This window comes from Hyphomonas sp. FCG-A18 (assembly GCF_045287255.1).
In the GTDB taxonomy this organism is placed as follows: Bacteria; Pseudomonadota; Alphaproteobacteria; order Caulobacterales; family Hyphomonadaceae; genus Henriciella.
This window is the reverse complement of record NZ_CP137142.1, coordinates 564594-577649: the sequence shown is the minus strand read 5'-3', so window position 1 is coordinate 577649 and position 13056 is coordinate 564594. Positions and strand designations below refer to the sequence as shown.

The following is a 13056-nucleotide window of genomic DNA, read 5'->3' as shown; positions in this document are numbered from 1 at the left end:
TCGGCTCCGCAATGCTGACGCTGGCGCTGCATACAGCCATGGCCGGATGTGATGTCGCCATTCAGCGTGACGGAACCGTTCTGGCGAACCTGTCTGAAGCGATGCGCAAGGGGCAGGATGCGCGTCTGCCGGGACTGGTCGCACTGGCCTGTGAGCAGGCAGGTGTTACTCTTGAAGAGGTTGAGCGCTTCGGTGTCGTAACCGGACCGGGCAGCTTTACGGGTGTACGCGTTGGCGTCGCCTTTGCCCGCGGGCTTGCCTTGGCAACCGGGGTGCCTTGCGTTGGGGTTTCCAGTCTTGAAGCCGCCCTGCCAGATGGCCAGCAGGGCTCGGCCATTGTCCTCCTGCCAGCACAAAAGCGCCCGCCGGACATCACCTATTGGGCCCAAACCTTTCGCAGTGGGGCAGCGACTGCGCCGCCGGAAGAAATGCCTCTGCAGGCTGTCGCCGACCTCCTCAATGCCCATCCGCACATGGTGTTTGGCAATGCAACGGCGCTTCAGGAGATCTTACCGGACCTCAGCGTACGCGTAGCACAGCCCAGCGCGGCGCGCGCCGCAGCCCTGACAGCTGTGTTTGATCCCGCGAGCCATCCCCCAAGGCCCAGCTATGCCCGTGCGCCAGATGCTGCCCTGCCTGGCGGAAAGTCTCTGGCATGACCGCCGCGATCATTCTGAAAACCGAGGATGCCAGCACAATGGCGGCTCTGCATCACGCTGCTTTTCCTGAGGGTGAGGCGTGGACACGGGATAGTTTTGCAGACCTGCTGGCCCTGCCCTCAACACTGGCCCTTGGAATTGCGGGCGAGGTCGGACTGTCTGGCCTGATCGTTTTGCAAGTCACCCCTGATGCAGCAGATATCCTGACGATTGGCGTCGCCCCACATCAGCGCCGCAAGGGTTTGGCGAGCACGCTATTGCAGGCTGCGAGCCGCATTCTGGGAGAGAAAGGCGTTGCTCGACTGCTTCTGGATGTGGCTGCAGACAATTCTGGAGCCATCAATTTCTATACGGCTCAAGGATTTACACAGGATAATATACGTAAATCCTACTATAAACGACTGGACGGATCGCGGATTGACGCCATGTTGATGTCACGTCCGGTTGCTGGACAGCAACCGTAATACGATGCAAGAGGCTGATATGGATCGCTTAGAAAAACTCTGTGCTGAAAAAGGCCTGCGAATGACTGAACAGCGCCGCGTGATTGCGCGCGTGCTGTCAGGCTCCGATGATCATCCCGACGCGGAAGAATTGCACAAACGCGCCAATGCGGTGGACAAGAATATCTCTCTGGCCACCGTGTATCGCACTGTCAAACTGTTCGAGGAATATGGCATTATCGAAAGCCATGACTTCGGTGATGGTCGTGCCCGCTATGAAGAAGTGCCTGATGAGCATCATGATCACCTTATCGACGTTAAGTCCGGCAAGGTTATCGAGTTTCACAATGAAGAGATTGAGCGCCTGCAGGAAGAAGTCGCGCGGGCGCACGGCTATCGTCTGGTCGATCATCGGCTAGAGCTTTATGCTGTGCCCATTGACGACAAAGATCACGATTAAGGCGCAGGCATGTCTCCTTTTCTAATTGCCATGACGGGCGGGTCCGGGTCCGGAAAATCCACTGTGGCTGATGCGCTGGTTGAGCGCTGTCGGGAGGTTGGTGTCACCGTCTTTGCCGAGGATGGCTATTATTGGCCAATGGCCCACTATGGCTCAGCAGAGACGGAGGCCCAGCGCGAGGCCATCATTGCCAAGGTCAATTATGATGACCCGGTCAGCAAAGAGACCGCACTGATGGCGCGCCACCTGGCGGACCTGAAAGCTGGACGCACGATTGAGCAGCCAATCTATGACTATGATCGCCATGATCGCAAAGCTGAAACCCTTACGCTGAGCCCGGCACCGATCATCATTGTAGAAGGTATTCATGCCCTCTCCATCCCGGAAATTCGCCCACTGATCGATTTGTCTATCTATGTTGATACGCCTGATGATTTACGGCTGGCGCGACGGATCAGGCGGGATGTTACAGATCGTGGGCGCAGTGTTGAAAGTGTGCTCTCACAATATCTCGGCACAGTCCGTGCGGCCCATTATGCTTTTACGTTCCCAGCCAAGTTTGAGGCTGATCTCGTGATCGCGGATGAAGGTCTACCAGCCTATGGCAAGGTCCGTCCAGCGACCGAAGCGGTCGAACGTATGCTCGCGCCCATAACAGCGCGCCTGCAGGCTGTGGGTGTGCTTTAACGATTTTCTGCTTAAATGGCGCGGTGATGGTTAGATTTTTCTACCTCTGCCTTGCCGCACTTGCCCTTCCTGTGATGGCGCAGGCCTGCGATATGCGCGCGGAAGCCCGCGCCGATACGGTCGCAGATTATGTGGAGAATGGGCGCTCTTGCCTTGCCGCTGCCCCGAATGGTTTTCGCTTTAGCGAAGAGATGGAACAAGCCTTTGTCGACAAGATCAATGAGGAGCGCACTGAGCGCGGCCTGAGTACGCTTTCAGTCCGCCTTGATATGCAACCTGCTGCGCGGTTTCACAGTCTCGATATGGGGATAAATGGCTTCTTCGGGCACGAGACGCCAAAGGGACGCACATCAGCATTCCGACTCTCGGCTTTTGATCGCACCATGCTTTCCCGCGCGAGTGCCGAGAATGTCGCGCAACTCGTGATGACCTGCGCAGACCAGCACGGAAACACGGTTAGTTGTGATCTGATGCCTGCATCGTCTACGGATGTCATGGGCGGAGCGGTCGACAAATTGCATGCTGACCTGATGGCCAGTCCTGGCCACCGGGAGAATATTCTCAACCCGGAAACAACCCATCTCGCGCTCGGCGTAGCGCGCACGGACATGGCCGTCTATGTCACACAGGTCTTTGCCCGGCCCGTAGGCGAGTTAAGCGAACCCTTTCCCTTGCGCCTGACGGCAGGATCTGAGCTAAGAGCGAGCGCCGAGCTCAATGGTTGGCGCTTCAAACGCTTCGCTTTCTTACGCGGTAGCGTCATAGATGATGTTTTTGATGGGGTTATCCCGGATACGCTGGAAGGCGATCTGGAACTCGCCGCGCGGGGTGAGAGCTTTCAGAAGGTCAAACATAAAGGCCGAACGGTCGACTCAATGAGCTTCATCTATCTACCCGGCCCTGCAGTCACGATTGAGCCGTCGCAGCCCGCTACAGGAAGCTAGCGATCTCATTCAGCGGCTTTTTGATCAGCGCATGGTTCGGCACCATCGCATCCTCGGCTGGATAGCCCGCAACCAAGATCAGGAAGGGTTTCTCGGTCTCTGGTCGCCCGCATAGCCCGTTCAGGAACTTCATCGGGTTGGGTGTATGCACCAGTGTTGCGAGACCGGCATTGTGACAGGCGGTGATCAGCATCCCTGTCGCGATGCCGACGCTTTCATGGATATAGTAATTCTTCTTCTCATCCCCGGCATGCACCCCGCCCTTGCGCTGGGCGAAGATACAGATCAGCCAGGGCGCGATTTCCATATAAGGCTTATCAGCATCTGTCCCGATCGGGGCGAGCGCGTCAAGCCAGTCCTGCGCCGCGCGCCCAGAATAGAACTCGCGCTCCTCAGCCTCGGCAGCAAGGCGGATTTCACGCTTCTTCTCAGCTGAGCCAACACAGGAAAAAAACCAAGGCTGGTGATTGGCTCCGTTCGGGGCCATGCCCGCAGTGAGCACGCATTGCTTAATAATCGCCTGCGGCACCGCCTTGTCAGAGAAAGATCGGACCGAACGGCGGGTCTGCATCTGGCGATGAAACGCGACGGCGCGCGCCTGCATTTCAACCTCAGGATAATGCGGGAAGTCCGCGCTGAGCGGGACATGAGTTTCAGGTGAGGTTTTCATCGGCGTCCAGCGTCGGCTCCTCGATTATAGGCTTTACGCAACCAACTCTGGATCTTTTCATCCTTGGCGCTTTTGACCGGGCCCACCTGTAGCGTGCGCACAGGTTTGATACCGGAATAATCCATGATCTTGTTCTTCACCAGTTTGATGCCCGGGCGGCCATGGCGGAGCACATCAAAGAAAAGCGGAGTATCCGATGTCATGATAACATCAGCACTGCGCCCTTTCAAAAGGCGGTCCCAGAATGGCCCTTTCTCATGATAGTTCATGGCAAAGCCGGGCAGGAAAGCGCGATCAATCACACCCTTCATCTTGGCTGGCATGCCACCCCACCATTGCGGATAGACCCAGCACATATGGCTGCACCAGGTGATATGCTCGCGCCATTCTTCCAGAGACAGCTCTAAATCCTTACGCTTGATATAGCCATGGGTAAGGTCAGGGTCGAACGCCATCTCGTGCAGGTTCATCCGCCGCACTTCCGCACCCTCACTTTCTGCCCCGCGCTGATAGGCGTCAGCAAGACTATGGCTCAGCGAGGTCTCGCTTGGATGGCCAACGAAGATGAAGAGGCGGGCGGTCATATATGCTAGTCACTTAACTGAAAGAAACAGCCTAGACTACACGCAGACCTAGTTATTTGCACTCTGCAAACCCGTAAAACTGATTAGTGTACGACGTCGACAGGCTCAATTTCGTAAAACCTGCTTCCTTCGCAATTAATCACAATCGATCGAAGTTCAGCTTCAGGGAAAGCAGATCGATTATACGTCACAAGCGTTTCAGCTGGCTTGGTCGAGATGACGTCTGACTCAGTCCGCTTCAAATCATAGACATAGCTAGGTGGAGCAGATTCCTGAATACTTTCAAAAACAAGCTCGTATTCATCTCCCAAACTCGGCGCGTCGACGACAAACTCCACGTGCAGAATTGGTGGCGTATCGATACCAGGCATCATGTCGAGACGAGCAATGCCGTCTCGAGGATTGTATGCCGGGCAGGTTAAAATCTCTGCCGATCCCGTGCCTTCCACAGGCTTTTCATCGACTGCGCACCCAGCAAGCAAAACTGTGGTAGCGACTGCAGTTATGATAATACGTGACATTATTTCCCCCTCCAGTAGGTGAGAGAACATACCACAATACAAGCCGTTTTAGAAGAAAACGCTATTTAACGTCCGATACCTACTCCTCCGGCAGTTCCGGCACACCGACAGCGTGGAAGCCGGCATCGACGTGGAGAACCTCGCCAGCGATGGAGTGGCCGAGGGGAGAGAGGAGGTAGAGCGCGCAACCGGCGACCCCTTCCATGCGGGTGTCTTCCTTGAGCAGCGACCAGTCCTTACCGGTTCCCATCAGGGATTTCCCGCCGCGAATACCGGCGAGGGACAGCGTGCGCATAGCCCCTGCACTGATCGCGTTGACGCGGATGCCCTGCGTGCCGAGGTCGCGCGCAGCATAGCGCGTGGAGGCTTCCAGAGCCGCCTTGGCAACGCCCATGACATTGTAGGATGGCACCGTCCGCTCAGCGCCGAGATAGGTCATACAGATGATGGCCCCGCCATCGGGCATAATCTCGCTGGCACGGCGTGAGGCATCGATGAAGCTGTAAACCGAAATGTCGAGCGCGCGGCGGAAGCCTTCACGCGTCGTGTTGGCAACCATTGAGCCTTGCAGCTCCTCCTTGCCGGCAAAGGCGATGGAATGGACGAGAAAATCAATCTTGCCCCACTTTTCTTTTACCGCAGCAAAAGCCGCATCCATGCTCGCATCATCGGTCACATCCGCCGGGATCATGAAATCCATGTCGATACTTTCGACCAATGGACGCACGCGGCGCTCCAGCCCTTCGCCCTGATAGGTGAAGGCAATCTCTGCGCCCTGTGCGGCGAGCTGCTGGGCAATGCCCCAGGCAATCGAGTTCTTGTTTGCGACACCCATAATGATGCCGCGCTTGCCCGCCATCAGAGTTCCGGTCGGCATATCGCCATAGTCAGCCATGCTTGGCCTCCTGTCCTGCATTAAACTTTGCAATGATGGCTATTGCCGCCCGCCATGCCCGTCAAGGAAATGGTCAGCGCAGGCACAGTGGCTTTGACGTGTCCCGACCGTGAGTGATGGAATTTGTAAGAGAAAAACCCTTCCAGAAAAGAAGAAGCCGCGGACGCCTATGGAAGGGGGAGGGAGGGGCGCCCGCGGCTATGTCACCCGACCTTTAGGGTGATTGAGAATGAGAGGTCCTGTCAGGTCGGGCGAATTCGAGTGGGCATTTGGCCCAAACGGGAAGGGTCGATCAAAATATCGTCGCCTGTAACATTTGCGCTTGGATGATCCTTGTGCATGGTCAGAGGCATTTTTTCGATGGCGGCGAGCCGTGCTTTCTCAGTCCGGATACGGCGCCAACGGCGTAGGGTGTTCTTCACCCGGGTCATTTTGATCTCCTGTGTTGTTAGACCTTGGAAATGGGCACATCGACCTATATCTCAAATCGAAAGAAGTGTGGGACTTAATAGGGGGAAGCTATGAAACCAACCCTGAGGCAATTGCAGTATCTGGTTGCCATCGCAGAAACGGGACGATTTGGCGAAGCTGCACGGAAAGTGCATGTCAGCCAACCCAGCCTGTCGGCACAGATTGCCGACATGGAAGCCATGCTGGGCACACAGTTGGTTGAACGGGGCCGCCAGGGCTCAATCCTGACCCCAGCCGGTGAGGAAGTGCTACGGCGCGCCCGGGTCGTCTTGAAAGATATGGATGACCTGAAAGCGGCAGCCAAACAGTATTCTGGAGACATGGCCGGGCGTGTGCGTTTAGGCGTTCTCCCATCGATTGGACCATACCTTTTACCTATGGCCGCGCGACGCTTGCACAGCTTGTTCCCTGCCCTAAAGCTCAGCGTGCGTGAGGAAAGCCGTTCACTGCTTATGGAAAAGGTGAATGATGGCCGCTTCGACCTGATCCTGACCGTTGAAGGCAAGGATGATGGTCTGCTGACCCATGACATCCTGACCGAGCATTTATATGCCTGCGTTGCACCGGATGCCCCGCTTGCGCAGGAGACAGGACCGATTACAGCCAAGGATTTGAAGGACCAGGTCTTGCTGACCCTCGGGCAGAACTATCGCCTCAGCAAAACCGTGCGGGATCTGGCCGAAGAGGTCGGCGCTCATATCAGCGACGAATATGAGGGCACCAGCCTTGATGCCTTGCGGCAGATGGCAGCCATGGGGGCCGGTGTCGCGATCTTGCCAAGCCTCTATGCGGCCTCTGAAACCCGCCGTGATGACGGGGTGGTCGTCCGGCGGGTCGACCTCAAGACGGCGCGGCGCGATGTCGAGCTTGTCTGGCGCACGACAACCCCGCTCGGAACCGTGTTCGAGTCGTTTGCGAAAGTTCTCTCAGAAGAGGCTCATAAGCTGGTCGCAGAATAGCGGCCGGCTTTACATCTCGTCAGGATTGAACAGGCCGACCTTCATGTCCTTGGCCACGTAAACGCGCTTGCCATCAACCTCGACCGTGCCATCGGCAATACCGAGGACAAGCTTACCGCGCTTGACGCGTTTCATGTGGATTTCATAGCGGACGAGTTTCTTGTCCGGGGTGATCTGTCCGGTGAATTTCACCTCGCCAACGCCAAGCGCGCGGCCCTTGCCCGGCGACCCTGACCAGCCGAGCCAATAGCCAACCGCCTGCCACATCGCATCCAGGCCAAGACAGCCCGGCATGACCGGATCACCCGGGAAGTGACACTGGAAGAACCAGAGATCAGGATTGACATCGAACTCACCCACCACATGCCCCTTGCCGAAATCACCGCCATCAAGACTGATCTCTGGAATCCGGTCCATCATCAGCATAGGCGGGGTTGGCAGTTGTGCATTGCCGGGGCCGAACAGTTTACCCTCGCCTGAAACAAGCAGCTCTTCCTTGGTGTAGGAGGCCTGTGGGGTGTGGTAATCGTGGGGTCCGCTCATGGCATTTTCCTCTACGGCAGGGACTGGTCAATCGCCGTCCCTAGCGTGTGCCGCGCGGTGCTGCAAGCTTCAGGTCTTAAACACCATCGGTGCTGGTCCGTGTTCCCCAGAGGTGAAGCTCTTCAATCCAGCCGTCTCGCTTGCCCGCTTTGACCGCGCACCAGCCATTGGTGCAGGCATCCAGCTCCAGCACGACCCCTGCCTTGATCAGAGCTTTAGCCCGGGCATCGGCATTGGGTTTGCGCTGTAGCGGCGTATCCTGAATGGTGACCGCCGTTCGGCGCTCTGAGAGCATGCGTGCCTGAATCCAGACCTCATCGCCATCCTTGTCCCTTACACGGCGCCAGCCATGGGTTTCGCGCAGGATCAGCATGGGCATGCCTTCGGCCTCGTAACGCCACAAAATATCATGATCGAGACTAGGGCCTTGCCGTCCATGAACCGCAGAGAAACGCAGCGAGACGAATCGCGGGACAGGTTCACCAGAGAATTGGCTGACCTGCACGGCGTCCTGTGCCTGAACGGGCATCACAGGCAGCGCAAAAAGCGGGCAAATCAAAGCCAAAAAATGTACGGGAAGCCTTCTCATTCCGATATGAATCGCCCATCCATATGAATCTCAGGTAAAAGTGCGCATTGGCGATGCGCATTTGCTCTGCTAATCCCACAATGGAAAGAGAGGTTTCATGTCTGTAAAACGCCTAAAGGTGATTGTTACCCGTCGTCTGCCGGACCCGGTCGAGCTTCGCCTCAAAGAGCTGTTTGATACAGAGCTGAATGAAGCGGACACTCCTTTCACCCAAGATCAGTTGGCCGAAGCGGTCGGTCGCGCGGATGTGCTGGTCTCCACTGTTACCGACCAGATTGATGGCCGTGTGCTGGCACAAGCAGGCGAGCAATTGCGCCTGATCGCACAGTTTGGGGCGGGTGTAGATAATATTGATGTCCAAAGCGCGGTGCAGCGCGGCATCACTGTGACCAACACACCGGGCGTCCTGACCGACGATACCGCCGATGTGACCATGGCGCTTATTCTGGCGGTGCCTCGCCGCCTGCATGAAGGCATCGAGTTGATGGAAGCCGGCAAGTTTGATGGCTGGGCGCCAACCTGGATGATGGGCCGACGGCTTGCCGGAAAACGCCTCGGGATTATCGGGATGGGGCGGATCGGACAGGCTGTGGCTCGGCGCGCGCAGGCCTTTGGCCTGCAAATCCATTATCACAACCGCAAGCCAGTGGCGCGACACATCGAAGAAGAGTTGGGCGCAACCTTCTGGGACAGCCTGGATCAGATGCTGGCCCGCATGGATATTGTTTCCGTGAATTGTCCGCATACGCCCGCCACGTTCCACTTGCTCAACAGTCGCCGGATCAAACTGATGAAGCCGGACGCCTTTATCGTGAATACCGCGCGCGGTGAGGTGATTGACGAAGCAGCGCTTGCCCGCGCGATCCGGGATGGCGAACTGGCTGGCGCAGGCCTTGATGTGTTTGAGCGTGAGCCACAGGTCAATCCTGATCTGGTTGGGCTGCCAAATGTCATCCTGCTGCCGCATATGGGCTCGGCGACCATCGAAGGCCGGGTCGAGATGGGCGAGAAGGTCATCATCAACATCAAGACCTTCGCCGACGGGCATCGCCCACCGGATCGTGTGATCCCGGCGATGCTATAAAAAAAGAGCAGCCCATGGGCTGCTCTTTCTGATTCAGAGTGTCACTTGGCGTCTTAAGCGCGATGCCAGGACTTGATCTTGCGGACCATGCCATCAGCGCTGCTCATCACCAGTGTATCGGTTTCAATCAGGCCATTATTGCGCACAACACCGTCAACAAGACCACCCTTGGTTACGCCAGTGGCACAGAACACGGTTTCGCCTGAAGCCAGCTCGTGCAGGTCATACTTCTTGTCATAGTCAGTGATGCCCGTGCGGTCCGCGCGCTTGCGCTCATCATCATTGCGGAAGATCAGGCGCCCTTGCATCTGTCCGCCAACACATTTAAGCGCCGCTGCCGCCAGAACACCCTCTGGCGCGCCACCAGAGCCAACATAGAGATCAACCCCGGTTGCCGGATTGGTTGTGTTGATAACGCCTGCGACATCACCATCAGAAATCAGGTGGATACGCGCCCCTGCCCCACGCAGGCTCTCAATAATCTCAGCGTGGCGCGGGCGATCGAGGACGCAAGCCGTCATCGCTGAAACGTCCACACCCTTGGCTTTCGCCATCGCCGTGATGTTTTCAGCCGGGCTGGCATCAAGGTCGATCACGCCATCAGGATAGCCCGGACCAATCGCGATTTTCTGCATATAGGTATCGGGCGCAAATAGCAGGCCACCACGCGGCGCAATTGCCAGCACGGCCAGCGCATTCGCCATCGCCTTAGCCGTCAGTGTTGTACCTTCCAGCGGGTCCAGCGCAATATCGATTTCCGGGCCATTGCCGGTGCCGACTTCTTCGCCAATGTAGAGCATTGGCGCTTCATCACGCTCACCTTCACCAATCACAACGCGGCCCTTGAAATCAACGGCATTGAAGGCTGTACGCATGGCATCGACAGCCGCAGCATCAGCGGCTTTTTCATCGCCGCGCCCAGCCAGAGCCTCAGCCGCAATCGCTGCCTTTTCGGTAACGCGTACCATGGCATCCGCCAGGTGCGGAATCAAAACGCTAGTGGTCATTTCTATACTCCCCGAAGTCCCCTGTACTTCGCTATAAGATCAGTGCGCCGTATCAATCGCGATGACTTGCGGGGCACCAACTGTTGTTTCCAGAGACGTCACACGTTCAGTCGCAGCGTCAATGTCCCCGCGACTACACGTATGGGTGACAATTGCAACGGGTGAGACATCGTTGTCATCAGCTGAATCCTGCAACAACTTGTCAACCGAAACCGCGCTCGCTGCGAGGGCTTCTGAAAGTTTGGCAAGTGCGCCGGGGCGGTCCGCCAGCCCCACACGAATAAAGAATGCCGCACGTTCGTCAGCTGTGGCTGGAACAAACTGCCGGACGGTATGGTGAGCCGCGCGGCCAAATGGGCTGCGTGCCGTCGGGCTGAACAGTTTGGCAATATCGCCCATCACAGCGCTCGCGGTCGGCCCCGGCCCTGCGCCTGGCCCGGTCAGTGTGACAGCACCAAGCGGATCACCCTCAACCCGTACAGTGTTCAGCGCGCCATCAATCCGCGCCAGTGGATGGTCAAAAGGGAGGGCTTTCGGCGCAACGCGCGTGACGACACCATCCTGTGTCAGCAGACCTTCAGCGATCAGCTTGATCTTCAGGCCCAGACGGTCAGCCAGAACGAGGTCAAGCAGCTCCAGCGTATCAACGCCTTTGACGCTGACCTTGTCGAAATCGAGATCAGCGGTGAAAGCAATCGAAGCGAGGATGGCCGCTTTATGCGCCGCATCCATGCCCGACACATCAAGATAGGGGTCCGCTTCGGCATAGCCGAGCCTTTGGGCCTCTTCGAGCACCTCTTCATAACTGCGACCTGTCCCGAGCATTTCGGTCGTCAGGTAATTACACGTGCCATTCAGGATGCCGCTGACCCTATTAACCGCAACACCCGTCAGGCTGTCCCGCAGAACCCGCACGATGGGAACACCGCCTGCCACAGCGGCCTCAAACATCAGGTCCACACCTTTGGCTTGCGCTTGCTCTTCCAGCGCTTGGCCATGCATGGCGATCAGAGCTTTGTTCGCAGTGACGACATGTTTGCCATACTTGATCGCCTCTTCAACGGCGAACTTGGCCGGGCCATCTGAGCCGCCCATCAGTTCAACGAAGACATCAACCTCAGGATCTTCAGCCAGGGTGGCGGCATCATCGAACCAGCGATAGCCGGAAATATCGACCGGGCGGTTGCGGTTACGCGAACGCGCGGACACACCAACAATTTCCACCTTGCCCGGAAGGCGCAGGTTCGCCTGATCCTCGACCAGCTTGATCAGACCGCAGCCAACATGGCCGAGCCCAGCGATTCCAAGTTTTACAGTTTTCAAGAACCCGTTCTCCGCAGGGTAGTGTCGCTGTCTTCTGCCATGCTGGCGAGGAAGCGTTTAATATTACGCGCCGCCTGTCGAATGCGCTGTTCATTCTCAACCAGAGCAATGCGGACATAACCATCGCCCTGCTCACCAAAGCCGCTGCCCGGCGTTACCGCAACATGGGCTTCGTTCATCAGCTTGAGGGCAAAATCGAGACTGCTCATCCCAGCACATTGCTCTGGCAGAGCCGCCCAGGCGAACATGGACGCTTTCGGGCTGGGTACATCCCAGCCGGACCGACCAAAGCTCTCGACCAGCGCGTCGCGTCGCGAGCGATAGATCTGGCGGAACTCATCGACGCAATCCTGCGGGCCATCGAGAGCCGCACAAGCGGCGACCTGAATCGGCGTGAACGCCCCGTAATCGAGATAGGATTTCACCCGGGCCAGCGCGCCAATCAGGCGCTCATTGCCCGCGGCAAACCCGATCCGCCATCCGGCCATGGAATAGGTTTTCGACATGGTTGTGGTTTCAACCGCAATATCTTTCGCGCCAGGAACCTGCAGGATGGATGGTGTCGGCTCCTCAAAATAAATCTCATTATAAGCGAGGTCAGAGAGGATCCAGAGATCATGCTTCTTGGCGAGTTTGACCGCATCACGGTAAAACTCGATGTCGCAAACATCAGCCGTCGGATTGGATGGATAGCACAGCACCATCGCCGTTGGCGGCGGCACTGAATAGCGGATCGCATGCTCAATCCCGCGCAGATAGGCTTCCGGTGTTGGCGCGGGCACAGCACGGATCGACGCCCCGGCCATGATAAAACCGAAATGATGCAGCGGGTAAGACGGGTCCGGCGCGAGAATAATGTCGCCCGGCGCCGTAATAGCCTGGGCGAGATTGGCAAAGCCTTCCTTGGAGCCGAGCGTGACAATCACCTCACGGTCCTTGTCGAGCACCACATCAAAGCGGCGTTTGTAATAATCGGTCAGCGCCCGGCGCAGGCCCGGAATGCCGCGCGAGGCCGAATAGCCGTGCACATTGGGCTTGGCGGCAGTTTCGGCGAGTTTCTGCACGACATGGGCCGGGGCCGGCATATCCGGGTTGCCCATAGAGAGGTCGATAATATCTGCCCCCTGTCCGCGCAGCTCTGCCTTGCGGCGGTGAACCTGCTCGAAAACATAGGGTGGCAAACGCCTGATCTTGTGAAACTCACCGCGCATGGCGGA

General features: G+C 57.4%; 17 protein-coding genes. 7 read left to right on the top strand and 10 right to left on the bottom strand.

The features are described from left to right. Window positions 1-11 precede the first annotated feature (11 nt). The 5 genes from tsaB to RYZ27_RS02810 are packed head-to-tail and all read left to right on the top strand — an operon-like array spanning window position 12 to window position 3193. Window positions 12-659, top strand: coding sequence for a tRNA (adenosine(37)-N6)-threonylcarbamoyltransferase complex dimerization subunit type 1 TsaB (gene tsaB, locus RYZ27_RS02830; RefSeq protein WP_406680844.1), 648 nt, complete (start codon window positions 12-14; stop codon window positions 657-659). Then, window positions 656-1123 (top strand): GNAT family N-acetyltransferase, encoded by a 468-nt coding sequence (locus RYZ27_RS02825; RefSeq protein ID WP_406680843.1) that lies wholly within the window; start codon window positions 656-658, stop codon window positions 1121-1123. The genes tsaB and RYZ27_RS02825 overlap by 4 nt, the downstream gene beginning before the upstream one ends. Window positions 1124-1142: 19 nt before the next feature. Beyond that, window positions 1143-1562 carry a Fur family transcriptional regulator gene (locus RYZ27_RS02820; protein WP_406680842.1) on the top strand — a complete coding sequence of 140 codons (420 nt, stop codon included), beginning with the start codon at window positions 1143-1145 and terminating at the stop codon, window positions 1560-1562. Window positions 1563-1571: 9 nt separating this feature from the next. Continuing rightward, the gene (gene udk, locus RYZ27_RS02815) at window positions 1572-2249 is read left to right on the top strand and encodes a uridine kinase (RefSeq protein WP_406680841.1); all 678 of its coding nucleotides are present in this window, start codon (window positions 1572-1574) and stop codon (window positions 2247-2249) included. A gap of 26 nt (window positions 2250-2275) precedes the next feature. Beyond that, window positions 2276-3193: a CAP domain-containing protein gene (locus tag RYZ27_RS02810; protein ID WP_406680840.1), complete on the top strand. Its 918-nt coding sequence runs from the start codon at window positions 2276-2278 to the stop codon at window positions 3191-3193. On the opposite strand, the gene RYZ27_RS02805 is transcribed toward RYZ27_RS02810, so the two are convergent. The 5 genes from RYZ27_RS02805 to RYZ27_RS02785 form a co-directional block, all read right to left on the bottom strand. Continuing rightward, window positions 3180-3863: a nitroreductase family protein gene (locus RYZ27_RS02805; RefSeq protein ID WP_406680839.1), complete on the bottom strand. Its 684-nt coding sequence runs from the start codon at window positions 3861-3863 to the stop codon at window positions 3180-3182. The two genes, RYZ27_RS02810 and RYZ27_RS02805, sit on opposite strands and share 14 nt — an antisense overlap. Further along, window positions 3860-4447 carry an NAD(P)H-dependent oxidoreductase gene (locus RYZ27_RS02800; RefSeq protein WP_406680838.1) on the bottom strand — a complete coding sequence of 196 codons (588 nt, stop codon included), beginning with the start codon at window positions 4445-4447 and terminating at the stop codon, window positions 3860-3862. The genes RYZ27_RS02805 and RYZ27_RS02800 overlap by 4 nt, the downstream gene beginning before the upstream one ends. Before the next feature lie 83 nt (window positions 4448-4530). Then, entirely contained in the window at window positions 4531-4968 is a 438-nt protein-coding gene (locus RYZ27_RS02795) for a hypothetical protein (RefSeq protein WP_406680837.1), read from the bottom strand. A gap of 79 nt (window positions 4969-5047) precedes the next feature. Then, entirely contained in the window at window positions 5048-5863 is an 816-nt protein-coding gene (locus tag RYZ27_RS02790; RefSeq protein WP_406680836.1) for an enoyl-ACP reductase, read from the bottom strand. Between the two features lie 242 nt (window positions 5864-6105). Next, window positions 6106-6294, bottom strand: a complete 189-nt coding sequence (locus tag RYZ27_RS02785; RefSeq protein WP_406680835.1) for a hypothetical protein — start codon at window positions 6292-6294, stop codon at window positions 6106-6108. A gap of 90 nt (window positions 6295-6384) precedes the next feature. On the opposite strand from RYZ27_RS02785, the gene RYZ27_RS02780 reads away from it, so the two are divergent. Then, window positions 6385-7293, top strand: coding sequence for a LysR family transcriptional regulator (locus RYZ27_RS02780; protein WP_406680834.1), 909 nt, complete (start codon window positions 6385-6387; stop codon window positions 7291-7293). 9 nt (window positions 7294-7302) lie between these two features. Here the strand turns inward: RYZ27_RS02780 and fabA are convergent, their stop codons facing one another. Next, window positions 7303-7836, bottom strand: a complete 534-nt coding sequence (gene fabA, locus RYZ27_RS02775) for a bifunctional 3-hydroxydecanoyl-ACP dehydratase/trans-2-decenoyl-ACP isomerase (protein ID WP_406680833.1) — start codon at window positions 7834-7836, stop codon at window positions 7303-7305. 76 nt (window positions 7837-7912) lie between these two features. Then, complete coding sequence (locus RYZ27_RS02770; protein ID WP_406680832.1) at window positions 7913-8365, bottom strand: SH3 domain-containing protein; 453 nt, start codon at window positions 8363-8365, stop codon at window positions 7913-7915. A gap of 157 nt (window positions 8366-8522) precedes the next feature. Between RYZ27_RS02770 and RYZ27_RS02765 the strand changes: the two genes are divergently transcribed. Beyond that, window positions 8523-9509, top strand: a complete 987-nt coding sequence (locus RYZ27_RS02765; RefSeq protein WP_406680831.1) for a 2-hydroxyacid dehydrogenase — start codon at window positions 8523-8525, stop codon at window positions 9507-9509. A gap of 53 nt (window positions 9510-9562) precedes the next feature. On the opposite strand, the gene glpX is transcribed toward RYZ27_RS02765, so the two are convergent. Genes glpX through RYZ27_RS02750 form a run of 3 tightly spaced genes read right to left on the bottom strand, consistent with a single transcriptional unit; the run spans window position 9563 to window position 13050 of the window. Then, window positions 9563-10516 carry a class II fructose-bisphosphatase gene (gene glpX / locus RYZ27_RS02760; RefSeq protein WP_406680830.1) on the bottom strand — a complete coding sequence of 318 codons (954 nt, stop codon included), beginning with the start codon at window positions 10514-10516 and terminating at the stop codon, window positions 9563-9565. Between the two features lie 39 nt (window positions 10517-10555). After that, window positions 10556-11839 (bottom strand): homoserine dehydrogenase, encoded by a 1284-nt coding sequence (locus tag RYZ27_RS02755; RefSeq protein WP_406680829.1) that lies wholly within the window; start codon window positions 11837-11839, stop codon window positions 10556-10558. Further along, entirely contained in the window at window positions 11836-13050 is a 1215-nt protein-coding gene (locus tag RYZ27_RS02750) for an LL-diaminopimelate aminotransferase (protein ID WP_406680828.1), read from the bottom strand. The genes RYZ27_RS02755 and RYZ27_RS02750 overlap by 4 nt, the downstream gene beginning before the upstream one ends. Window positions 13051-13056: the final 6 nt, after the last annotated feature.

Coding starts and splice junctions, on each gene's coding strand:
- tsaB (WP_406680844.1), top strand. CDS start 12: ATGCTGACGCTGGCGCTGCATACAGCCATGGCCGGATGTGATGTCGCC.
- RYZ27_RS02825 (WP_406680843.1), top strand. CDS start 656: ATGACCGCCGCGATCATTCTGAAAACCGAGGATGCCAGCACAATGGCG.
- RYZ27_RS02820 (WP_406680842.1), top strand. CDS start 1,143: ATGGATCGCTTAGAAAAACTCTGTGCTGAAAAAGGCCTGCGAATGACT.
- udk (WP_406680841.1), top strand. CDS start 1,572: ATGTCTCCTTTTCTAATTGCCATGACGGGCGGGTCCGGGTCCGGAAAA.
- RYZ27_RS02810 (WP_406680840.1), top strand. CDS start 2,276: ATGGTTAGATTTTTCTACCTCTGCCTTGCCGCACTTGCCCTTCCTGTG.
- RYZ27_RS02805 (WP_406680839.1), bottom strand. CDS start 3,863: ATGAAAACCTCACCTGAAACTCATGTCCCGCTCAGCGCGGACTTCCCG.
- RYZ27_RS02800 (WP_406680838.1), bottom strand. CDS start 4,447: ATGACCGCCCGCCTCTTCATCTTCGTTGGCCATCCAAGCGAGACCTCG.
- RYZ27_RS02795 (WP_406680837.1), bottom strand. CDS start 4,968: ATGTCACGTATTATCATAACTGCAGTCGCTACCACAGTTTTGCTTGCT.
- RYZ27_RS02790 (WP_406680836.1), bottom strand. CDS start 5,863: ATGGCTGACTATGGCGATATGCCGACCGGAACTCTGATGGCGGGCAAG.
- RYZ27_RS02785 (WP_406680835.1), bottom strand. CDS start 6,294: ATGACCCGGGTGAAGAACACCCTACGCCGTTGGCGCCGTATCCGGACT.
- RYZ27_RS02780 (WP_406680834.1), top strand. CDS start 6,385: ATGAAACCAACCCTGAGGCAATTGCAGTATCTGGTTGCCATCGCAGAA.
- fabA (WP_406680833.1), bottom strand. CDS start 7,836: ATGAGCGGACCCCACGATTACCACACCCCACAGGCCTCCTACACCAAG.
- RYZ27_RS02770 (WP_406680832.1), bottom strand. CDS start 8,365: ATGCCCGTTCAGGCACAGGACGCCGTGCAGGTCAGCCAATTCTCTGGT.
- RYZ27_RS02765 (WP_406680831.1), top strand. CDS start 8,523: ATGTCTGTAAAACGCCTAAAGGTGATTGTTACCCGTCGTCTGCCGGAC.
- glpX (WP_406680830.1), bottom strand. CDS start 10,516: ATGACCACTAGCGTTTTGATTCCGCACCTGGCGGATGCCATGGTACGC.
- RYZ27_RS02750 (WP_406680828.1), bottom strand. CDS start 13,050: ATGCGCGGTGAGTTTCACAAGATCAGGCGTTTGCCACCCTATGTTTTC.